Raw genomic sequence first — 20,421 nt, 5'->3', positions numbered from 1 at the left:
GCGGCCGGCAGCGGCCGGCAGCGGCCGAGGTCGGCCGGGGGCTCAGGCGGGGAGGGCCTTCGCCAGGTGCAGGCTGTGCTCGGAGTCGGCGTAGTAGCCGTAGGGCGCCGTGTCCTCGTACCCCGCGGACCGGTACAGCGCCACCGCCTCGGGCTGCATCAGGCCGGTCTCCAGCACCAGGCGGCGGTGGCCCAGCGCGCGGGCGCGCTCCTCGACGGCGGCCAGCAGCAGGCGCGCGTACCCGCGGCGGCGGTGGGCGGTGCGCACGTACATGCGCTTGAGCTCGACGTCTCCCCCGCCGTGGTCGCGCAGGCCGGCGGTGCCCACGGGCTCGCCGTCGACCAGCGCCACGAGGAAGGCGCCCCCGGGCGGGGCGAACTCCGCGGGGCTCAGCGGGGTGTCGTCGGGCCCGCCGTAGCGGACCACGTACTCGGCCTGCACCTCCTCCACCAGGGTCTGGACCAGCGCGGAGTCGTACGCGGCCTCGACGAGCACGAGGCGGTGCCCGCCGGGGTGAGCGGGAGGGAGGGGAGGGACCGGCGCGGACGGCGGGAGCACGGCGCCAGCGTGCCAGGCCGCCCGGACAGCGGTAGACACGTCCTCCAGAGGTCAAGACGCGAAGCCTTCCCCGACCAGACCCGGAGGTCCCCCGTGGGCAAGAAGTCCCTCATCGTCGGTGCAGCGATCGGCTACGTGCTCGGTGCGCGCGCCGGGCGCAAGCGCTACGACCAGATCGTGGCCCAGGTGTCGAAGCTGTGGAACGACCCGAAGGTGAAGTCGAAGGTCGACCAGGCCCAGACCGCCGCCGTCGACACGGCCAAGAGCGCCGCGTCCTCCGCGAAGGACGCCGTCTCGAACAACCCGACCGTTCAGAGCGCGGTGCAGACCGCGAAGGACAAGCTGCCCGGCTCCGGCTCGGACGCCTCGTCCTCGGGCGGCGCCGCGACGAACGGCGGCACCCAGCCGGGCTCGGCCACCCCCGCCACCCCGCGCACCGGTGGCGGCACCGGCACCACCACCCTGCCGACCACCCCGGCGAGCGCCAGCAACACCGGCGGACGCCCCTGACGTCCTGTGCCCCGCGAGCGCGAGAGGCCCCCGGATCAGCTGGTCCGGGGGCCTCTCGCGCGGTCAGCGCCGTCAGAGGTGGCGCAGGTAGCGGCGCGGGTCGTCCAGGAAGGCCCTCCAGTGGCCCACGAGGGGCAGCTCCTCCCAGCGGGTCTCGGTGAGCCCGTCGCCGTCGACCAGCAGCAGCCTCGCCCCGGGCAGCGCCGCGAGCACCGGTGAGTGCGTCGCCACGAGCACCTGCGCCGTCCCGGTGGCGACGACGTCGCTCAGCTGGGCCAGCAGCGCCAGCTGGCTCGTGAACGACAGGGCGCTCTCGGGCTCGTCGAAGCAGTAGAGGCCCGGCCCGTCGTAGCGCTGGGTGCCGAGGAGCGCGGTGAAGGCCTCGCCGTGGCTCATGGCGTGGAAGTCCTCGGGGTCGTCCCGGCTCCCGGCGACGGTGTCGAAGACCTGGTGCATCGTCTCCGCGCGCAGGAAGAAGCCCCACCGCCCCGCGCCGTGGCCGCGCAGCACGCGCAGGGCGCGCCCGACGGGGTCGGGCTCGTCGTCGTCCACCAGGCCGCGGGTGTTGACCGACCCACCGCGCGCGTCCAGGCCGTAGGCCCAGGCGACCCCCTCCAGCACGGTCGACTTGCCCGCGCCGTTCTCCCCCACGAGCACCGTCGCCGGCCCGAGGTCCAGGCCGTCGCGCAGCAGCTGCGCGACGGCCGGCACCGTGGCGGGCCAGGCGCTCGGGTCGAGCCCCTGGGCACGGGGGTTGCGCTCGACCCTGCGGACCGGCAGGCCCCAGCGCGTGGTGTCCACGTCGGTCAGGGGCGATCAGGAGGCGATCAGGAGGCCGTGGGCGTGCGCTCCTGCAGGCCCCAGGGGCTGGCGTACCCGTCGTCGGCCGCGAGCAGGTCGAGGAAGGGCCGGTGCGGGAGCGCCTCCGGTCCGAGCACGCCGGCGCCCGACCAGCGCCCGTCGGCGAGGAGCTCGAGGGCCACCGCCGGGTTGACGGCGGTCTGCCAGACGACGCACTGGGCGCCGTACTCCTCCATCGACCAGGCGTTGTCGACCACGTGGTGCAGGTAGACCTCGCGGGGGCGCCCCTCGAAGCCCTCCCCCCTGCCGGTGCCCGTGACCAGCAGGCCCGCGCACGTGGAGCCCGTCATGAGGGGGCCCAGCGTGGCCGGGTCCGGCAGGGCCGCGGCGACCAGGTCGCGCGGGCTGACCGGAACGCCCTTGACCATGACCGGCTCGGTGCGGTCGAGCCCGAGCTTGTGCAGGTCCTTGAGGACGGCGATGAACTCCGCCCCGAGGCCGTACTTGAAGGTCACCTTCTCGGCCTCGAGCCAGCGGGGCATGAGGAGCACCTCCTCGTGCTCGACGTGCACGCACTCGACCGGGCCGATGCCGCCGGGGAAGTCGAAGACCTCGGGGTCGCTGAAGGGCTCGAGGGTGTGCCAGGCGCCGCGCTCCCAGACCACCGGCGGGTTGAGGCACTCCTCGATGGTGGTCCAGATGGAGAACGACGGCGCGAAGTCGTAGCCCTCGACCTGCAGGTTCGCGCCGTCGCGCACGCCCAGCTCGGTGACGTGGGTGAAGAGCTCCTCGGTGGCGTAGCGGGCGAAGACGTCCGCGAGGCCGGGCTCGACGCCGATGCCGACCAGGGCCAGCTGCCCGGCGTCCTCCCACTGCCGGGCCATGGCGAACTGCTCGTCGCCGAGCTTCACCCCGGTCAGCTCGTGGGGGCGCTCGGGGTGGGGGTGCGACAGCGACATCGCCATGTCCAGGTAGCCGGCGCCGGCCTCCAGCGCGCCCGTGAAGACGGGCATGACGAAGCGGGGGTCGACGGCGTTCATGACGTGCGTCGCCCCCACCTCCTTCGCCAGCGCCGCCACCGAGGCGGCGTCGGAGGCGTCGACCCGGGCCGCGCTGAATCGCGCGGCGACAGCGGCGCCCTCGCGCTCGCGGAGCACGGCGACGGTGCGCTGCGCGCGCGCCTCGTCGTAGTCGGCGACGACGACGGCGTCGAAGAAGGCCGCGGAGCGCGAACGCCGCGCGAGGATGCGTGCCAGGGCGTCACCGACGCCACCCGAGCCGACCACCAGGAGCCTCATCTGCGGAGGCTAGCCCCGCCGGGGCCGGGTGGGGCCTGTCGCCGTCGCCCGTTCAGGGCCATGATGCGGCGTCCGCTCGTGGAAGGACACGGGCAGCGAGGAGGACGGCGTGGCGCAGGCGGTCGGAGCCGGGTCCGGGGCGGGCAGCAGCCCCGCGGGCCCGAGCGGTGGCGGGGGCAGGGGCGAGGGCAAGGGCCTGGCGAAGGGCACGCTGGGGCTGTGGGGCAACACGGTCATCGGCCTGGCCTCGACGGCCCCGGCCTACGGCCTCGCGGCGACGCTCGGGTACCTCGGCGTCGGGGAGAAGGCGCCGGCGATGTTCATCGTGGCCTTCATCCCCATGGTGCTCACCGCGATCGCCTACCAGCAGCTCAACCGGGCCGTGCCCGACTGCGGCACCACGTTCACCTGGGGCACGAAGGCCTTCGGCCCGTTCGTGGGCTGGATGGGCGGCTGGGGCGTCGCCGTCTCGGCGATCATCGTGCTCGCCAACGTCGCGGAGATCGCGGCCATCTACACGCTGCGGGTGGTGGGGCTCGACGGCCTCGCCGACAGCCAGTGGGGCCGCATGGTCTTCGCCGTCGTCTTCATCGCCGTCATGACCTACGTCAGCTACCGCGGCATCCTGCTGTCCGAGCGGATGCAGAACGTGCTCGTGGCCTGGCAGTTCATCTTCCTCGTCGTGCTCGCGGTGTGGGCGCTGGTGCTCGTCTACAGCGGCCAGGCCGGGCCGCAGGCCGTGCTCCCCCAGGCCAGCTGGTTCGTCCCCACCGGGGTCGGGTTCCGCGAGGCCGTCGCCGCCATCGTGCTGTGCATCTTCCTGTACTGGGGCTGGGACGCCTGCCTGGCCGTCAACGAGGAGAGCAAGGACCCCGACCGCATCCCCGGTCGCGCGGCGACCATCGCCACCGTCATCCTCGTGGTCACGTTCACCGTGGTCGCCACGGCGATCCAGGCCTACAGCGGCTTCGGGACGACGGGCATCGGCCTCAACAACCCCGACAACGCCGACGACGTGCTGACCGTGCTCGGCGCCCCGCTCGGGGGCTCCGTGCTGGCGGCCCTGCTCATGGTCACCGTGGCCGTCTCGGCGGCCGCCTCCACGCAGTCGACGATCCTGCCGACGGCCCGCGGCACCCTGGCGATGGCGGTCTACGGCGCGCTGCCGCCGAGCTTCGGGCAGGTGCACCCGCGCTTCAAGACCCCCGGCTTCTCCACGCTCGTCATGGGGGCGACGGCCACCGGCTTCTACGTGCTGCTTTCGCTCATCAGCACCAACGCCCTGGCCGACTCGATCGCCTCCCTCGGCCTGGCGGTGGCGTTCTACTACGGCATCACGTCGTTCGCGTGCGTGTGGTTCTTCCGCTCGGTGCTGCGGCGCTCGGCGGCGGACCTGTGGCTGAAGGGCGTCCTCCCCTTCCTCGGTGGCCTGTTCATGCTGGTGATCTTCGGCTACAGCGTCGTCGACATGGCGCGGCCCGACTACGGCGAGACCGTCATCGGCGGCGTGGGCGGCGTCTTCGTCCTCGGCGTCGGGATGATCGCGCTCGGCGTGCCGCTGATGCTCCTGTGCGCCATCCGGCTGCGCGCCTTCTTCCGCGGCGAGACGCTCAACGCGGACACCGAGGTGCTCGTCCCCGACACCGCGCCGCCGAAGGCCGGCCTCTGACGCGTCGACCACGACGGATCCAGTGGCGGATCCGGTTGATGACGACCGGATCCGTCACTGGGCCCTTGTGCTGGGCGCCGGGCAGGGGCATGCTCGGCCGGCATGGCAGCACCGCCCCGCGAGCGCAGCTCGCCCGCCCTGGACGCGACGTCCAAGCGGATCATCGAGCACCTGCAGGCCGACGGCCGCCGCTCGTACGCGGCGATCGCGGCTGACGTCGGCCTGTCCGAGGCCGCGGTGCGGCAGCGGGTGGCCCGCCTGGTCGAGGCGGGCGTCATGCAGGTCGTCGCGGTCACCGACCCGATGCAGGTGGGCTTCCCGCGCCAGGCGATGGTCGGCGTCCGCTGCGCGGGCGACGTCACCGAGGTGGCGCGGGCCCTGGCCGAGCTCGACGAGGTCACCTACGTGGTGGCCTCCGCAGGCACCTTCGACGTGCTGCTGGAGGTGGTCTGCGAGGACGACGACCACCTGCTCGACCTCATCTCGCGCCGCGTCCGCGCCGTCCCGGGCGTCGCCTCCACCGAGACGCTCGTCTACCTGAAGCTCATCAAGCAGCGCTACGACTGGGGAACCCGATGACGACCACGCCGCTCGACCGCACCCCCGCCACCGGCACGCCGACCTCCTCCGGCGGCACCACTCCCGCGGGCACGCCGCGCGCCCAGGCCGCGCGCGACCACCTGTGGGGGCACTTCACGCGCCAGTCGGCGTGGGAGCAGAGCGTCCCCGTCATCACCCGCGGCGAGGGCTGCTGGATCTACGACGACGCCGGCAAGCGCTACTTCGACGGTCTGGCGGGGCTGTTCACCGTGCAGGTGGGCCACGGCCGCCGCGAGCTGGCCGAGGCCGGCGCGAAGCAGGCGAGCGAGCTGGCGTACTTCCCGCTGTGGTCGTACACCACCCCGCCCGCGATCGACCTGGCCGAGCGCCTGGCCTCGTACGCGCCGGGTGACCTGAACCGGGTGTTCTTCACCACCGGCGGCGGCGAAGCCGTCGAGACGGCGTGGAAGCTGGCCAAGAACTACTTCAAGCTCACCGGCAGGCCGCTGAAGACGAAGGTCATCAGCCGCTCGGTGGCCTACCACGGCACCCCGCAGGGAGCACTCGCCATCACCGGCATCCCCGCGGCCAAGGCCGTCTTCGAGCCGCTGGTGCCGGGCACCTTCCGCGTGCCCAACACCAACCAGTACCGGGCCCCCGAGCACCTGCGCGACGACGCGGAGGCCTTCGGCCGCTGGGCCGCCGACCGCATCGAGGAGGCGATCCTGTTCGAGGGCCCCGAGACGGTGGCCGCGGTGTTCCTCGAGCCGGTGCAGAACTCCGGCGGCTGCTTCCCCCCGCCCCCGGGGTACTTCCAGCGCGTGCGGGAGATCTGCGACCGCCACGACGTGCTGCTCGTCTCCGACGAGGTGATCTGCGCCTTCGGCCGGATCGGCGCCATGTTCGCCTGCGACGAGCTCGGCTACGTGCCCGACATGATCACCTGCGCCAAGGGCATGACCAGCGGGTACGCGCCCATCGGCGCGTGCATCGCCTCGGACCGGCTCTTCGAGCCCTTCAAGAACGGGTCGACCTCCTTCGCCCACGGCTACACCTTCGGCGGGCACCCGGTCTCCGCGGCGGTGGCGATGGCCAACCTCGACGTCTTCGAGCGCGAGGGCCTCAACCAGCACGTGCGCGACAACGCCCCCGTGTTCCGCGCGACGCTCGACCGGCTGCGCGACCTGCCGATCGTGGGCGACGTGCGCGGCGCCGGCTTCTTCTACGGGATCGAGCTGGTCAAGGACAAGGCCACCCGGGAGACCTTCACCGGCCCCGAGGCGGAGCGCCTGCTGCGGGGCTTCCTCTCGAAGGCGCTGTTCGAGGCGGGCCTGTACTGCCGCGCCGACGACCGGGGCGACCCGGTGGTGCAGCTGTCCCCGCCGCTGATCGCCGGGCCGGAGGACTTCGACATGATCGAGGCGACCCTGCGCGACGTCCTCACCCGGGCCTGGCAGCTCCTCTGACACCAGGTGCTCGGGAGGCCCGTGATCACCGTGATCACGGGCCTCCCGAGCAGCGCCGGAGTCACGTCCGCCACCCTGGACGGCGTGCAGCTGACCCCCGCCGCCCTGGCGTTCGTGACCGAGCGCCGCCTGGCGACCCTCACCACCCACCGCCCCGACGGCACCGCGCACGTCGTGCCGGTGGGGTTCACCTGGGACGCCGAGGCGGGTCTCGCCCGCGTCACGGCCCGCTCCACCTCGCGCAAGGTCCGCAACGCCCGGCTCGCCGAGACCGCCGGCGGCCGAGCGGTGCTGTGCTCCTTCGAGCGGGCCCAGTGGCTCACCCTCGAGGGCCCGGTGCGCGTGCGCGACGAGCCGGAGGTGGTCGCCGACGCCGTCGCCCGCTACGCGGTGCGCTACGAGCGCGAGCCGCGGGAGGACCCGCTGCGCGTGGTCGTCGAGATCGCGGTCGACCGGGTCATGAGCTCCTCGCACCTGCGCTAGCCCGGCGCGCCCGGCGCCGGCCGACCAGCACGCCCACCGCGACCGCCACGACGGCCAGCGCCGCACCGACGACGAACCCGGTGGCCATCCCTCCGGAGAACCCGTCGGTCGAGCCCTGGGCGCGCACCACGCCGGCGCAGAAGGCGACGCCCAGCACCAGCCACGCCACCACGCGGCCGCGCAGCGGCTTCACGCCGCGGACGTCCGCGCCGAGGACGCCGTGGGCCTTCGCGTAGCCGAGGACCACCCACGAGGCCAGACCCGGCACCAGGAACATCGCCAGCGCGTACGGCACGGCGGGCGCACCACCCACCCACACGGACACCACCGCGAGGGCCGGGAGCAGCCACAGCAGCAGCTGGAACCCGATGGCGCTGGCCTCGTTCCAGACGTCGCGCTGGTGCTCCTCGTCGTAGAACGGGCTGCCGAGGTCACCCACGCGCGCCGCCGTCCTCAGGAACCAGCCGTCACGCACCTGCTCGCTCATCGCCTCTCCCCTCCTGCCGCCGCACCGGCGGCTGCTGCCTCGTCCTGCCCGAAGAGCTCCTCGACGCTGCGGCCGAGCCGTGCCGCGAGCGCCAGGGCCAGGTAGACCGACGGGGCGTAGTCGCCCGCCTCGACGGCGACGACGGTCTGCCTCGTGACGCCCGCCGCCGCGGCGAGGTCGGCCTGGGTGATGCCCAGCGCCGTCCGCGCGGCGCGGACCCCGTTGCTGCGGCCCCTGGCCGACGTCCTCCCCACGCCTCCAATGTCCAGTAGACCCGACACGATGTCAAGGGAACCGGACACCCCTGCCGCGCCGTCAGTGCAACGCGGCACACTCGGGGGCGTGCCCGCCGCACCCGCCGCGCCCCAGCAGCCGCTGCCCGACCTCGTGGTGCCCGACGCCGCTGCCTGGGCCGCGTGGCTGGAGGAGAACGCCGCCACCTCGCCCGGCGTCCGGCTCGCCCTCGCCAAGGGCGGCGCCACGCAGCCCACGTCCCTCGTCTACGAGGCGGCCGTGGTCGAGGCGCTGCGCCACGGCTGGATCGACGGCCAGGTCACCACCCGCGACGACGCCAGCTACGCGATCCGCATGACCCCGCGCCGCCCCCGGTCGAACTGGTCGGCCAAGAACGTCGAGCGCGTCGCGGCGCTCGAGGCAGCCGGGCGGATGTGCCCCCGGGGCACCGCCGAGGTGGCCGCGGCCCGCGCCGACGGGCGGTGGGAGGCCGCCTACGCGGGGTCGGCCACGATCCAGCCGCCCCCGGAGCTCGCGCAGGCGCTGGCCGACGACGCCGCGGCCGCAGCCGCCTACGAGGCGATGCCCCGCGGCGAGCGGTACTCCTGGCTGTACCGGATGCACACCGTCAAGCGGGCGCAGACCCGCGCCCGCCACGTCGCCGCACTGCTGGAGCACCTGCGGCCGCAGGCCCCGGGCGACCCGTCCTGAGACGACCGCGCCCGCGGGGTCAGCCCTCGCCGCGGGCTGCCCGCCGCCGCAGCCGCCACCACACCGCGCCCACCGCCGCGACCACCAGGAGCACCAGCACCGCCGCGCCCCGGGGTGAGCCGGACAGGGCCGCCAGCGCCGCCGTCCACGCCGCCCACCCCACGGTCGCGTAGATGGTGGCGTGCACGGCGCAGCCCAGCAGCATCGCCGCGGTGTACCGGCCGAAGGGCATCCGCAGCAGCCCCGCGGCCCCGTTGACGGCGGTCTTGGTGCCCGTGGCCAGGAACGACGCCGGGACGGCCACCAGGCCCCACCGCTCCAGGGCCCGGGCGCCCCGCCCCCGGGCGAGCCCCTCCAGCCACGCGCCGGCACGGGCCACCCACGCCGGCCGGGCGCGGCGCTGGTCGGCCGACCACGCGGCCACCACGCGGGCCAGCCAGTACGTGGCCTGGGTGCGCACGAGGACCACGGTGAAGAACACCGCGAAGAGCACCCAGAACGGGGCGCCGTCGGTCCGGGCCGGCACCCCAGCACGCTAGCCGCCGGCGCCCCCGGGCACTCCCGGGCACTGCGAGCGGCACCTGCGGCACACTCCCCCGGTGCCCCCGACCGCCGTCCCGCCGCACCCGCCCCACGGCGTGCTGCGCTGCGACGACCTCGCCGCCGGCACCGCCCTGCTCTTCGCCGACGCCGCCCGTCCGGCGCGGAGCGTGGTGGAGGCGCGGACGCTGGACGCCGTCGTCCCCGCCCTGGAGCGGGTGCAGGCCGCGGTCGCCGCGGGCAGCTGGGCGGTGGGCTTCGTGGCCTACGAGGGCGCGCCGGCGCTCGACCCGGCGCTGGTGACCCGTGAGCCCGGCCCGGGGGTACCGCTCGTCTGGTTCGCGCTGACCGACGCACCGCGCGCGGCACCCGTCGTCCCCCCGGCCACCGGGACGCGGGGGTGGACGGCGGGTGCGTGGACCGCCGACACCGACGAGGCCCAGCACGCGGCGGCCGTCACCGGGGTCCGCGAGCGCATCGCCCGGGGTGAGACGTACCAGGTCAACCTCACCCTGCGGCTGTCCGCGCCCTTCGACGGCGACGCCGGCGCGCTGTACGCCGACCTCGTGCACGGCCAGCGGGGGCGCACAGCGCGCTGCTCGAGCTGGCCGGCGGCACGGCGGTGGTGAGCGCGAGCCCCGAGGCGTTCTTCGCGGTCCACCACGACGCCGGCGGTGCGCCGCGCCTGGTCACCCGGCCGATGAAGGGGACGGCACCGCGGGGCCGTTCAGCGGCCGAGGACGCGGAGGCCCTGCGGCGCCTGGCCGGCAGCGCCAAGGAGCGCGCCGAGAACGTGATGATCGTCGACCTGCTCCGCAACGACCTGCACCGCGTCTGCGCGCCCGGCTCCGTCGAGGTCACCGAGCTGCTGGCAGCGCAGACCTACCCGACGGTGCACCAGGTGGTCTCCACGGTCGAGGGCCGGCTGCGGCCGGGCACCTCGACGCTCGAGGTGTTCCGCGCGCTGTTCCCCTGCGGCTCGGTGACGGGGGCCCCGAAGGCGTCGACGATGCGGGCCGTCGCCGAGCTCGAGCGCTCGCCGCGCGGGGTCTACTGCGGCGCCGTGGGCTGGCTGGCCCCTCCGGGCGAGCCGGTGACGGCGCGGTTCTCGGTGGCGATCCGCACCGCGGTCGTCACCACCGGCACCGGCGCAGGCGGCAGAGCAGACAGCAGCGCAGACAGCAGCGCAGGCGGCATCGCTGGGAGGACGGCCCGCACCGTCGAGTACGGCACCGGCAGCGGCGTGACCTGGGGCTCGCGCGCCGGGGCGGAGCACCGCGAGGTGCTGGCCAAGGCCGCCGTGCTCGGACGCCGCGCGGAGCCGTTCGGCCTGCTGGAGACGCTGGCCCACGTGCCGGGCGACCATCCGGGGGCCGGGCTGCGCGACGTCGAGCGGCACCTGGCGCGGATGGCGGCGTCCGCGGCGTTCTGCCACCTCAGGTTCGACCCCGCCGAGGCGCGGGACGCCCTGGGCGGGGCCGTGCGGGCCGCGGGTGGGGGCGCGCTCAGGGTGCGCCTCGAGCTCACGCCCGCCGGGGAGGTCTCGGTAACGACGGCGCCGCTCCCCGCGAGCGGGCCGTCGTCGTCGCCCGTGCTGCTCGCGGTGGAGGCGACCCCCCGGGTGCGCAGCGCCGACTGGTGGCCGCGGCACAAGACCACCCGCCGGGGCTGGATCGACGCGCTGCGGGCGGAGCACCGCGTCGGGGAGCCCGGCGGGCCCGGCGAGGTGGTGTGGACCAACGAGCGCGGTGAGCTCTGCGAGGCGAGCACGGCGAACCTCGCCGTGCGCCTCGACGGGCGCTGGTGGACGCCGCCGGTGGAGTGCGGGCTGCTGCCCGGGGTGCTGCGGGGGCGGCTGCTCGACTCCGGTGAGCTGGAGCTGCGCGTGCTGCACGCCGACGACCTGCGCCGCGCCGACGGCCTGGCCGTGCTGAGCTCGCTGCGGGGCTGGCGGTCCGCCGCCCTCGCCTGACCTCCCCGGTCCCCCCGCCGTCGCAGCCCCCCCCCCGCGACGATCATGCACCTGGGCGCCACGTCACGCCCCTCGCGCGACACCGCTGTGGCGCGCAGGTGCATGATCGTGCGGGGGCGTGCCGGGGTCAGCGCTTCGACGTCTTGGACGTCCTCTTCGTGGTCGTCGCGGCCTTCTTCTTCGTCGTCGTCGCCTTCTTGGTGGTGGCCTTCTTCGTCGTGGTGGTGGCCTTGGGCGTCACCTTCGCGGGCGGTGCGGCCTTCGCCACGGGGGCCTTCGCGGGCGGGGGCGTCCAGGCGCCGACGGGTGCGGTCCCGGGGACCGCGCTGAGGCGTCCGTCGGCGGCGCGGGTCAGCGTGCCGATGCTGAGGCGGCGGGGCTGGCGGATGGCCTGGCCCACGCGGTCCTCGCCCAGGAAGTAGGTCGCGTAGGCGATCCGCAGGTTCCCGCTGGCGTCCAGGAAGGCCGCCGAGCCGCCGGGGCCCTGGGCGGTGCCGCTGCTGGACAGCAGCGGCCGCTCGTCGGGGCGGGCGCACGGCCCGGTGGGCCCCTGCGGGCAGATGGCGTAGCCGGTCGCGTAGGCGCTGCGCCCGGCGGCGTCGGTCGTCCCCCAGTGGTTCGCGGAGTAGAAGAGGTACGTGGTGCCGCCGTAGGTGACCATCGAGGGGTTCTCGATCGTCGTCCCCTCCCAGCCGCCCTCGTGGGTCGCCAGCAGCTGGGTCCAGGGCGCTCCCGGCAGGGGCTTGCCGTCAGCGCCGAGCTCGACGGAAAGGATCGAGCTGGGGTGGCTGCGCACCTTGCCCAGCGCCTTCCACAGCAGGTAGCTCCTGCCGGTGGCCGGGTCTCGGTAGGCCGAGGGGTCGATGGAGCCGTCGGGGTCGGTCTCCACGGGCTGGCACTGGATCGGGCCGGTGGTGGTGTCGCGGAACGGGCCGAGCGGCGAGGGGCCGCTGGCCACCGTCAGGCAGAAGCGCGTCGCGCCGACCCGCACCGCCGAGTAGAGGTACCAGGTGGAGCCGATCTGGAAGACCTCCGGCGCCCAGTACTCCGTGCGCACCCACGGCCCGTCGGACGTCTTGAGCCCCCAGGAGGCGGGCTTCACGAGGACGTCGTTGTTGTTGTAGCGGTCGTGCTCCGACCACGGCGCGGTGCGGAACTCCTCGGGGACGCTCGGGTCGGAGGTCACCGAGTAGCCGGGGCGGCCGGGCGGGCCGGCCTGGCTGTACGTCGGGCGGGCGCGCCAGGTGACCAGGTCCGTGCTGGTCAGCGCGGGCACGTACCGTCCAGCGGTGTTGGTGGCGAAGGCGTAGTAGACGTCGCCCACGCGGGTCACGGCGGGGTCGGCGAAGTCGCCCTGCCAGACCTCCCCGGGCACGGTCCAGTTGTTCTTGACGTCCGGCGCGCGGGTCTCGGTGCCGTCGACGGCGGCGGCCGCGCCCGCGGGCACCAGCACCAGGCCGCCGAGGAGCCCGGTGAGCGCGGTCAGGCAGAGCGCAGCGCTCAGCAGCGAGCGGACGCGGGACTTCGCAGGACGTGCCACCCCGAGGTCATCGGCGCCGGTGGCCCCGGACCGCAGGTCCCACCCCCGGACGGGTCAGCGCCCGAGCGCTCGGGCCGCCGCCGCCGGCGGTGGGGCGGGGCTCAGACGGAGACGGAGGCCATGACCTCGACGGCGCGGTCGATGAACGCGTCGACCTGGTGCTCGGCGTACCCGTGGTCGCCGCGGCGCGTGGTGAAGACGGCGCGGCGCAGGTCGTCGTGGCCCAGGCCGGGGTGGCCGTCGAGCCAGGCGCCGATGCGCTCGCACAGCTCGTCGACCTCCTCGGGGTCGTACCCGGGCTGGCCGTGCTCGGCGCGGTCGAAGCGGTCGCCGTCGGGGCGGTCCAGGCGGGGCCGCAGGGTGGCGGCGCGCGACGACAGCTCGGCGTGCGCGCGGTCGGCGCCCAGGCGCCCCTTGACGACCTCCTGCTCTCGGCGCAGGAACGCGTCCTCCATGCGGTCGAGGGCGGCGTCGACCATCTGCACGTCGTAGCCGCGGCGCACCAGGTCGAAGCCGACCTCGCGCACGTCGCGGCTGCTGACGCCGCCGCGGGGCCCGCCGGTCTCGTAGGAGACGCGCGCCTGCGCGAAGAACTCCTCGACCTGGTCGACGGCGTAGCCGCGCTTCCAGCCGGCGGTGCGCGCGAAGGTGGGCCCCGGAGTCACTCCAGCATGGTGCCCGAGCGCGGCCTCCGAGCGCAGGAGAAACACGCGCCTCAGCGGACCCTCTGCACGCGCGCCTCGTCCCAGACCGGCTCGGGGGTCTCTCGCACGGTGCCGTCCGCGCCCAGCACGAGGAACCTGTCGAAGCCCCGCGCGAACCACCGGTCGTGCGTCACGGCGACGACCGTGCCCTCGAAGCGCTCGAGCGCCGCCTCCAGCGCCTCGGCCGACTCCAGGTCGAGGTTGTCGGTGGGCTCGTCGAGGAGGAGCAGGGTCGCCCCCGACAGCTCCAGCAGCAGCACGCCGAAGCGCGCTCGCTGCCCGCCGGACAGGGTCGCGACCCGCTGCTCCGCGGCGTGCGCCAGCCCGTAGCGGTCCAGCGCCCGGGTGGCGGGCTCGCGCGGCAGGCCGGCGCGGTGGCCGTCGCCGCGGTGGAGGACGTCGAGGAGGGTGCGCTCGTCGCGCTTCGTGCGAGACCCCGCGGTGTCGCCAGCGGCTCCACCGGCGCTGGTGCCCGTGTCGCGGGGACCGGTGTCGGCGGCGGAGGACTGCCGGAACCAGCCCGGCCGCACGCGCGAGCCCAGGCGGGCGGCGCCGGTGTGCTCGACGGGCTCGGGCGGCGGTCCGTCGCCCACCGGCTCGTGCTCGGCCTCGGGGTGGGTGCCGCCCGCGGCCAGCAGCCGCAGCAGGTGGCTCTTGCCCGACCCGTTGGACCCGAGGACGGCGAGGCGGTCGCCGAGGTGCAGCTCCAGGTCGAAGGGGGCCACGAGGCCCGTCATCCCCAGCTGCTCGAAGGTGACGGCGCGCTTGGCGGTGCGGCCGCCGTGCAGGCGCATGCCCAGCTTCTGCGGCACGGGAGCGGCGATCGGCGGGCCCGCCTCCTCGAAGCGCGCGAGCCGGGTCTGCGCCGCCTGGTAGCGGCTCGCGATGCCGTCGTTGAAGGTGGCCTTGGTCTTCAGGCTCAGCACCAGGGCCTTGAGCGCGGCGTGGTCCTCGTCCCAGCGGCGGCGCAGCTCCTCCAGGCGCGCGGTGCGGTCGGCGCGGGCGTCGGCGTAGCCGTCGAAGCCCCCGCCGTGGACCCACATCCGCGCGCCGGCGGCGCCGGGCTCGAGGGTGGCCACGCGCGTGGCGGTGCGGGCCAGCAGCTCGCGGTCGTGGCTGACCAGCAGCACCGTGCGTCCGCTGGCCACGAGCGCCTCCTCGAGCCACCGCTTGCCCGGGACGTCGAGGGAGTTGTCGGGCTCGTCGAGCAGCAGCACGCCCCGGGGGCCCCGCAGCAGCGACTCCAGCAGCAGCCGCTTGCGCTCACCGCCCGACAGCGTGGCGACGTCGCGCCAGCGCGCCCGCTCGTACCCGGTGCCGAGGGCGGCGTCGCACACGACGTCCCACGCCACCTCGGCCTCGTACCCGCCCGCGTCGCCCCAGCCGGCGATGGCGGTGGCGTAGCGCATCTGGGTGGGCTCGTCCTCGGCCTCCACCATCGCCAGCTCTGCGGCGTCGAGCTCGGCGGCGGCGGCCTGCAGCTGGGGCGGGGCCACGGACAGCAGCAGGTCGCGGACCTCCTTGGCGCCCGCACCGGCGGTCTGCTGCATCACCTGCAGCCCGCCGCTGCGCACCACGGACCCGGCGTGCGGGGCCACCTCACCGGTGATGATGCGCAGCAGGGTCGTCTTGCCGGTGCCGTTGGGGCCGATCAGCGCGGTGCGCTGGCCCTCCCCGGCGCGCAGGCTGACCTCGCGGAGCAGGGGGCGCCCGTCGGGGAGGTCGTAGGAGACGCCGTTGACCTCCAGGTGTGCCACGGACGTCGATCCTCCCCGACGCGCCCCGCCGCCGTCACCCGGGTTCTCCCCTCGGTGCCGCTCCCCCCTTCCGCACCCTCCGCGGAGAGTGGGCTCCCGAGGGGCGCTCGGACCGCACCCTGCGCGGAGGGTGCGGTCCGAGCGGACCCGACGGGGGCTGGCCGGGTCAGACCGGGGTCAGACGGCGGCGGGCTGCTGCTCGTCGGCGCGCAGGTGCGCGGGGGTCCAGCCCAGGGCCGGTGCCACGTGCTCGGCGATCGTCGTGAGCAGCCGGGCATTGTACTCCACGCCCAGCATGTTCGGGATCGTCAGCAGCAGGGTGTCGGCCTCCTGGACGGCGACGTCGCGCGCGAGCTGCTCGGCGACGGCGTCGGGGTCCCCGGCGTAGTGCCGCCCGAAGCGGGCGAGCCCGCCGTCGAGGTAGCCGACCTGGTCGTCGCTGCCCACGTCACCGCCGAAGTACATCCGGTCCTCGTCGGTGGTGATGGGCATGACGCTGCGCGAGACGGACACCCGCGGGGTGCCCGACCAGCCGGCCTCGGCCCACGCGGCGCGGAACCCGGCGATCTGCTCGGCCTGGAGCTGGTCGAACGGCACGCCCGTGTCCTCGGTGAGCAGGGTGGAGCTCATGAGGTTCATGCCCTGCTGCCCGGCCCAGCGGGCCGTCGCGCGAGTGCCGGCGCCCCACCAGATCCGGTCGGCGAGGCCCGCGGACTGCGGCTGCACGGCCAGCAGGCCCTCGCGGCCGGTCATCCGGGAGTCCATGGGCGCCACCCCGGCGCCGGCGACGGCCGCGCGGAAGCGGCGGGTGTGCTCGCGGGCCAGGTCGGCGTCGCTCTGCCCGTCAGCCGGGACGTGCCCGAACGCCTCGGCACCGCGCAGCGCGGGCTCGGGCGACCCCCGGCTCACGCCGAGCTGCAGCCGGCCGCCGCTGATGAGGTCGGTGGAGGCGGCGAGCTCGGCCATCGCCAGGGGCTCCTCGTAGCGCATGTCGATGACGCCGGTGCCCAGCTCGATGCGCGAGGTGCGGGCACCCATCGCCGCGAGCAGCGGCCACGGCGAGCTCAGCTGCGGCGCGAAGTGGTGCACGCGCACGTAGGCGCCGTCGAGACCGATCTCCTCCGCGGCGACGGCCAGATCGACCGTCTGCAGCAGGGCGTCGGCACCGGTGCGCACCCGGGAGCCCCGGGCGGGGCGCCAGTTGCCGAAGTTGAGGAACCCGATGTGCTTCACGCTTCAACCAACTCCCGGAGGGTCACGGGTGTTCCCGAGGCAGCACGGACCGGTGCGTCGGCACCCACCCGAGGTTCCCGCCGCTGCCCGTGGCGGGCGCGCCGGACGAGGCCTCCTGGAGCTCCGAGGGACCTGCGCTGCGCGCCCAGGTCGAGGCGGAGCGCCGCCCGTTCGTGGGGTCGACGACCGCGCCACCACCCCGGAGCGGACGGCGTGGGCCGCGGCGGTGGCTCGACGCGACGGCGGCGGCTGCACCCGCGTCAGACGACCCACCGGGCTCCCCCGCCGCACCGCCTGGTCGATCAGGCGGGCGGGACCGGGGCGGGCGCGCCCGAGGGCTGCGTGATGTCGGTGGCGGCGAGCTGGCCGCAGGCGCCGTCGATGTCGCGGCCGCGGGTGTCGCGGACCGTGGTCGGCACGCCGGCCGCGCGCAGGCGGCGGACGAACTCGTCCTCGACGGCGGGGTCGGACGCCGTCCAGCGCGAGCCGGGCGTGGGGTTCAGCGGGATCGGGTTGACGTGCACCCAACCGCTGCCGCGCGCGGCCAGCTGCTCCCCGAGCAGCTCCGCGCGCCAGGCGTGGTCGTTCACGTCGCGGATGAGGGCGTACTCGATGCTGACGCGACGCCCCGTGGCGTCGAAGTAGCGCTTGGCGCTGTCGAGCACGGCGGCGACGTTCCAGCGGCTGTTCAGCGGCACCAGCTCGTCGCGGAGGGTGTCGTCGGGGGCGTGCAGGCTGAGCGCGAGCGTCACCGCGAGGCCCTCGCCGGCGAGCTTGTCGACGGCGGGCACGAGGCCCACCGTCGAGACGGTGACCCCGCGGGCGGACATCCCCAGGCCGTCGGGGGCGTCGTCGACCATCCGACGGACCGCGCCGATGCACGACTTGTAGTTGGCGAGCGCCTCGCCCATGCCCATGAAGACGATGTTGTTGACGCGCTCACCCGTGGGCGCGAGGCGGCGGTTGGCGGCGGCGACCTGCTCGACCACCTCGGCGGCCGAGAGGTTGCGCTGCAGCCCGCCCTGACCGGTGGCGCAGAAGGGGCACGCCATGCCGCAGCCGGCCTGGCTGGAGACGCAGAGCGTGACCCGGCCCGTGTAGCGCATGAGCACGCTCTCGATGCGGGCGCCGTCGAAGAGGCGCCACAGCGTCTTGACCGTGTCGCCGCCGTCGGCCTCGAGCTCCTTGACCGGCGTCAGCAGCTGCGGGAGCAGCGCCTCGCCCAGGCGCGAGCGCAGGTCGGCGGGGAGGTCGGTCATGGTCGCCGCGTCGGACTCGCCGCGGCCGAAGTAGTGCTGCGCCACCTGCTTCACGCGGAAGGCGGGCACCCCCAGCTCCGCGGCGGTGGCGGCGCGGTCGGCGGGCGCGAGGTCGGCCAGGTGGCGCGGCGGCTTGGCCCGCCGGGGCGCGGCCAGCTGCAGGCCCGGTCGGGTGGGCCGAGCGGCCTGCTCGGCGGGCGCAGCCGACACGGCGGCGGGGGCGGCGGGAGGCGTGGCAGCAGTCATGACGTGGTCCATGGTCCCACGCCCGCGGGCCCGCGTCACCGCTCGCGGCCAGCGCTCGCGTTCAGCGCACGAGGAGGTGCAGCAGCAGCCAGGTGGTGGGGGCGACGGCGAGCAGGGAGTCGAGGCGGTCGAGCACCCCGCCGTGGCCCGGCACCAGGGTGCCCATGTCCTTGATGCCGAGGTCGCGCTTCAGGATCGACTCCGACAGGTCGCCGAGGGTGGCGGCGAAGACGGCGGCCAGGCCGACCAGCGCCCCGGCCCACCAGGTGCCGCCGAGCATGAGGGTCACCGAGGCCACGCCCGCCACCAGGCAGAGCACCACCGAGCCGCCCAGGCCCTCCCAGGACTTCTTGGGGCTGACCGTCGGGGCCAGCGGGTGGCGCCCGAACAGCACGCCCGCCACGTAGCCGCCGACGTCGCTGCACACCGTCAGCAGCACGAAGACGACGACGCGCTGGGCGCCGTCGTCGGCGGCCAGCATGAGGACCGCGAACCCGGCGAGCAGCGGCAGCCAGCCGACCACGAGCACCGCCGAGGTGGCGTCGCGCACGAGGGCCACGCCCGGGGCGGCCGTGCCGTCCTCGGCGGGCGAGGGCAGGTCGGGCACCTCCAGCGCCCGCCAGGCGACGGCGGCCAGCGCCGTCAGGCACACCCCGACCAGCAGCGCGTCCAGGCCGCCGACGTAGGTGGCCACCAGCGTGGCGATCGACCCCGCGATCAGCGGGACCTGCGGCACCCTGCGGTGCCGGGTGGCCAGGGCGGTCGCCAGCTCGCGCACCGACAGGGCGACGGCGAGCGCCGCGACGGCGATGAAGACCTCCTTGACGAGGAGGACCGCCGCGAGGAAGCCACCGCCCAGCACCACCCCCGCGAGGATGGCCTGGGGCAGGTTGCGACCGGCCCGCCCGCCGCTGGGCGGGGCGGAGCCGGTCACCGCCGGGCCGGCGGCCGTGCCGTCGGCCGCGCTGGGCGTCGCTGGTACCACCCGGAGGACCTGCGGAGGCCCCTCACACCGTGAGGAGCTCCGCCTCCTTGTGCTTGAGCAGGTCGTCGATGACGTCGACGTGCTTGCGGGTCAGGGCGTCGAGCTCCTTCTCCGCGCGGGCGACCTCGTCCTCGCCGGCGTCGCCGTCCTTGACCACGCGGTCGAGCTCGTCCTTGGCCTTGCGGCGGACGCTGCGCACGGAGACGCGAGCGTCCTCGGCCTTGCTGCGGGCGATCTTGATGTAGTCGCGCCGGCGCTCGTCGGTCAGCTGCGGCAGGATCACGCGGATCGCCACGCCGTCGTTCGACGGGTTCACGTCGAGGTCGGACGCGCGCAGCGACCGCTCGATCGCGGGGATCGAGGTCTTGTCGTAGGGCGTGATGAGCACCGTGCGGGCCTCGGGCACGTTGAACGACGCGAGCTGCTGCAGGGGCGTCATGGCCCCGTAGTACTCGACGTTGATCTTCGTGAACAGCGCCGGGTTGGCCCGGCCGGTCCGCAGGGCCGAGAAGTCGCTCTTGGCGACCTCCACGGCCTTCTCCATCTTGTCCTCGGCCTCGAGGAGAGCGTCGTCGATCACAGGTCCATCCTCCGCGTCCGCCCTTGCCCTGCGCCACCCGGGCCCCCGCAGGGGCCCGGGCTCAGCCCGCAGAGACCAGGGTCCCGATCTTCTCGCCGCGCAGCGCGGCCGAGATGGCTCCGTCGCCCTCCATGCCGAACACGACCATGGGGAGGCCGTTGTCCATGCACAGGCTGAACGCAGTCGCGTCGACCACCTTCAGCTGCTGGCGCAGCGCGTCGCCGTAGCTGACCTCGTCGAGCCGCGAGGCCAGCGGGTCCTTGCGCGGGTCGGCGGTGTACACGCCGTCCACGCCGTTCTTGGCCATGAGCACCGCGTCGGCGCGGATCTCCAGCGCGCGCTGGGCCGCGACCGTGTCGGTGGAGAAGTAGGGCAGGCCCGCGCCCGCGCCGAAGATGACGACGCGGCCCTTCTCCATGTGCCGGATGGCGCGCCGCGGCACGTAGGGCTCGGCGACCTGGCCCATGGTGATGGCGGTCTGCACCCGGGTGTCGACGCCGGCCTGCTCCAGGAAGTCCTGCAGCGCCAGGCAGTTCATGACCGTGCCGAGCATGCCCATGTAGTCGGCGCGGCTCCGGTCCATGCCGCCCTGGCTCAGCTCGGCGCCGCGGAAGTAGTTGCCGCCGCCGACGACGATCGCCACCTGCACGCCCTCGCGGACGGGCCCGACGATCGCGCGAGCCACGCTGGAGACGACGTCGGGGTCGACGCCGACGCGCCCGCCGCCGAAGGCCTCGCCCGAGAGCTTCAGGACGACGCGGCGCCAGTCGTCGTCGCGCCCGGCCGCACCCTGGGTGGGTGCGGCCGGACGGTCCGACGCGACCGCGGAGGTCGGCTCAGCGCTCAAG

General features: G+C 75.1%; 22 protein-coding genes. 8 read left to right on the top strand and 14 right to left on the bottom strand.

Features of this window, described 5'->3' with window-relative positions; translation table 11 throughout:
- Nucleotides 1-42 precede the first annotated feature (42 nt).
- Complete coding sequence (locus F1641_RS02750) at nucleotides 43-558, bottom strand: GNAT family N-acetyltransferase (RefSeq protein ID WP_309225333.1); 516 nt, start codon at nucleotides 556-558, stop codon at nucleotides 43-45.
- A gap of 93 nt (nucleotides 559-651) precedes the next feature.
- Here F1641_RS02750 and F1641_RS02745 point away from each other — a divergent pair, with 93 nt between their 5' ends.
- Nucleotides 652-1,068, top strand: a complete 417-nt coding sequence (locus F1641_RS02745; protein WP_194902910.1) for a hypothetical protein — start codon at nucleotides 652-654, stop codon at nucleotides 1,066-1,068.
- A gap of 72 nt (nucleotides 1,069-1,140) precedes the next feature.
- On the opposite strand, the gene F1641_RS02740 is transcribed toward F1641_RS02745, so the two are convergent.
- Together F1641_RS02740 and F1641_RS02735 are read right to left on the bottom strand one after the other, a co-directional pair.
- Nucleotides 1,141-1,869: an AAA family ATPase gene (locus F1641_RS02740; protein ID WP_194902909.1), complete on the bottom strand. Its 729-nt coding sequence runs from the start codon at nucleotides 1,867-1,869 to the stop codon at nucleotides 1,141-1,143.
- Nucleotides 1,870-1,895: 26 nt separating this feature from the next.
- On the bottom strand, nucleotides 1,896-3,167 hold the full coding sequence (locus F1641_RS02735; RefSeq protein WP_194902908.1) for a saccharopine dehydrogenase family protein: 1,272 nt from the start codon (nucleotides 3,165-3,167) through the stop codon (nucleotides 1,896-1,898).
- Nucleotides 3,168-3,276: 109 nt separating this feature from the next.
- On the opposite strand from F1641_RS02735, the gene F1641_RS02730 reads away from it, so the two are divergent.
- From F1641_RS02730 to F1641_RS02715, 4 genes are all read left to right on the top strand, one after another.
- Nucleotides 3,277-4,836, top strand: a complete 1,560-nt coding sequence (locus F1641_RS02730; protein WP_194902907.1) for an APC family permease — start codon at nucleotides 3,277-3,279, stop codon at nucleotides 4,834-4,836.
- A gap of 102 nt (nucleotides 4,837-4,938) precedes the next feature.
- Complete coding sequence (locus tag F1641_RS02725; protein WP_194902906.1) at nucleotides 4,939-5,415, top strand: Lrp/AsnC family transcriptional regulator; 477 nt, start codon at nucleotides 4,939-4,941, stop codon at nucleotides 5,413-5,415.
- Nucleotides 5,412-6,842: an aspartate aminotransferase family protein gene (locus F1641_RS02720; RefSeq protein ID WP_194902905.1), complete on the top strand. Its 1,431-nt coding sequence runs from the start codon at nucleotides 5,412-5,414 to the stop codon at nucleotides 6,840-6,842. The genes F1641_RS02725 and F1641_RS02720 overlap by 4 nt, the downstream gene beginning before the upstream one ends.
- A gap of 84 nt (nucleotides 6,843-6,926) precedes the next feature.
- Nucleotides 6,927-7,325, top strand: a complete 399-nt coding sequence (locus F1641_RS02715) for a pyridoxamine 5'-phosphate oxidase family protein (protein ID WP_309225332.1) — start codon at nucleotides 6,927-6,929, stop codon at nucleotides 7,323-7,325.
- Here the strand turns inward: F1641_RS02715 and F1641_RS02710 are convergent.
- Both F1641_RS02710 and F1641_RS02705 read right to left on the bottom strand, forming a co-directional pair.
- Entirely contained in the window at nucleotides 7,300-7,812 is a 513-nt protein-coding gene (locus F1641_RS02710; RefSeq protein ID WP_194902904.1) for a hypothetical protein, read from the bottom strand. The two genes, F1641_RS02715 and F1641_RS02710, sit on opposite strands and share 26 nt — an antisense overlap.
- Nucleotides 7,809-8,066, bottom strand: coding sequence for a helix-turn-helix domain-containing protein (locus tag F1641_RS02705; protein WP_309225331.1), 258 nt, complete (start codon nucleotides 8,064-8,066; stop codon nucleotides 7,809-7,811). Before F1641_RS02705 ends, F1641_RS02710 begins: the two co-directional genes overlap by 4 nt.
- An 88-nt stretch (nucleotides 8,067-8,154) precedes the next feature.
- Between F1641_RS02705 and F1641_RS22805 the strand changes: the two genes are divergently transcribed.
- On the top strand, nucleotides 8,155-8,757 hold the full coding sequence (locus F1641_RS22805) for a YdeI family protein (RefSeq protein WP_206690406.1): 603 nt from the start codon (nucleotides 8,155-8,157) through the stop codon (nucleotides 8,755-8,757).
- 19 nt (nucleotides 8,758-8,776) lie between these two features.
- On the opposite strand, the gene F1641_RS02695 is transcribed toward F1641_RS22805, so the two are convergent.
- Complete coding sequence (locus F1641_RS02695) at nucleotides 8,777-9,283, bottom strand: hypothetical protein (RefSeq protein ID WP_194902901.1); 507 nt, start codon at nucleotides 9,281-9,283, stop codon at nucleotides 8,777-8,779.
- 73 nt (nucleotides 9,284-9,356) lie between these two features.
- Between F1641_RS02695 and F1641_RS02690 the strand changes: the two genes are divergently transcribed.
- Together F1641_RS02690 and F1641_RS02685 are read left to right on the top strand one after the other, a co-directional pair.
- Complete coding sequence (locus tag F1641_RS02690) at nucleotides 9,357-9,926, top strand: hypothetical protein (RefSeq protein WP_194902900.1); 570 nt, start codon at nucleotides 9,357-9,359, stop codon at nucleotides 9,924-9,926.
- Nucleotides 9,893-11,269 (top strand): chorismate-binding protein, encoded by a 1,377-nt coding sequence (locus tag F1641_RS02685; RefSeq protein WP_309225398.1) that lies wholly within the window; start codon nucleotides 9,893-9,895, stop codon nucleotides 11,267-11,269. The genes F1641_RS02690 and F1641_RS02685 overlap by 34 nt, the downstream gene beginning before the upstream one ends.
- 127 nt (nucleotides 11,270-11,396) lie before the next feature.
- Here the strand turns inward: F1641_RS02685 and F1641_RS02680 are convergent, their stop codons facing one another.
- The 8 genes from F1641_RS02680 to pyrH all read right to left on the bottom strand — a co-directional run bounded on the left by F1641_RS02680 (nucleotide 11,397) and on the right by pyrH (nucleotide 20,420).
- Nucleotides 11,397-12,809, bottom strand: a complete 1,413-nt coding sequence (locus tag F1641_RS02680) for a family 43 glycosylhydrolase (RefSeq protein ID WP_194902898.1) — start codon at nucleotides 12,807-12,809, stop codon at nucleotides 11,397-11,399.
- A gap of 101 nt (nucleotides 12,810-12,910) precedes the next feature.
- On the bottom strand, nucleotides 12,911-13,474 hold the full coding sequence (locus F1641_RS02675; protein ID WP_194902897.1) for a DivIVA domain-containing protein: 564 nt from the start codon (nucleotides 13,472-13,474) through the stop codon (nucleotides 12,911-12,913).
- Nucleotides 13,475-13,524: 50 nt separating this feature from the next.
- Complete coding sequence (locus tag F1641_RS02670; RefSeq protein ID WP_194902896.1) at nucleotides 13,525-15,270, bottom strand: ATP-binding cassette domain-containing protein; 1,746 nt, start codon at nucleotides 15,268-15,270, stop codon at nucleotides 13,525-13,527.
- A 177-nt stretch (nucleotides 15,271-15,447) separates the two neighbouring features.
- Nucleotides 15,448-16,503 carry an LLM class flavin-dependent oxidoreductase gene (locus tag F1641_RS02665; RefSeq protein ID WP_194902895.1) on the bottom strand — a complete coding sequence of 352 codons (1,056 nt, stop codon included), beginning with the start codon at nucleotides 16,501-16,503 and terminating at the stop codon, nucleotides 15,448-15,450.
- Between the two features lie 302 nt (nucleotides 16,504-16,805).
- Nucleotides 16,806-18,008 carry a 23S rRNA (adenine(2503)-C(2))-methyltransferase RlmN gene (gene rlmN / locus F1641_RS02660; RefSeq protein ID WP_194902894.1) on the bottom strand — a complete coding sequence of 401 codons (1,203 nt, stop codon included), beginning with the start codon at nucleotides 18,006-18,008 and terminating at the stop codon, nucleotides 16,806-16,808.
- 61 nt (nucleotides 18,009-18,069) lie between these two features.
- Nucleotides 18,070-18,993, bottom strand: a complete 924-nt coding sequence (locus tag F1641_RS02655) for a phosphatidate cytidylyltransferase (RefSeq protein WP_309225330.1) — start codon at nucleotides 18,991-18,993, stop codon at nucleotides 18,070-18,072.
- A gap of 22 nt (nucleotides 18,994-19,015) precedes the next feature.
- Nucleotides 19,016-19,573 carry a ribosome recycling factor gene (gene frr, locus F1641_RS02650; RefSeq protein WP_194902893.1) on the bottom strand — a complete coding sequence of 186 codons (558 nt, stop codon included), beginning with the start codon at nucleotides 19,571-19,573 and terminating at the stop codon, nucleotides 19,016-19,018.
- A gap of 61 nt (nucleotides 19,574-19,634) precedes the next feature.
- The gene (gene pyrH / locus F1641_RS02645; RefSeq protein ID WP_194902892.1) at nucleotides 19,635-20,420 is read right to left on the bottom strand and encodes a UMP kinase; all 786 of its coding nucleotides are present in this window, start codon (nucleotides 20,418-20,420) and stop codon (nucleotides 19,635-19,637) included.
- Nucleotide 20,421: the final 1 nt, after the last annotated feature.

The sequence above is a fragment of the Quadrisphaera sp. INWT6 genome, assembly GCF_015390235.1.
Taxonomy (GTDB): domain Bacteria; phylum Actinomycetota; class Actinomycetes; order Actinomycetales; family Quadrisphaeraceae; genus Quadrisphaera.
This window is presented reverse-complemented; position numbering and strand designations above follow the sequence as displayed.

What these genes read in the sequence shown, in the direction of transcription:
- F1641_RS02735 (WP_194902908.1), bottom strand. Translation starts at nt 3,167, where the DNA reads ATGAGGCTCCTGGTGGTCGGCTCGGGTGGCGTCGGTGACGCCCTGGCA.
- F1641_RS02725 (WP_194902906.1), top strand. Translation starts at nt 4,939, where the DNA reads ATGGCAGCACCGCCCCGCGAGCGCAGCTCGCCCGCCCTGGACGCGACG.
- F1641_RS02720 (WP_194902905.1), top strand. Translation starts at nt 5,412, where the DNA reads ATGACGACCACGCCGCTCGACCGCACCCCCGCCACCGGCACGCCGACC.
- F1641_RS02710 (WP_194902904.1), bottom strand. Translation starts at nt 7,812, where the DNA reads ATGAGCGAGCAGGTGCGTGACGGCTGGTTCCTGAGGACGGCGGCGCGC.
- rlmN (WP_194902894.1), bottom strand. Translation starts at nt 18,008, where the DNA reads ATGACTGCTGCCACGCCTCCCGCCGCCCCCGCCGCCGTGTCGGCTGCG.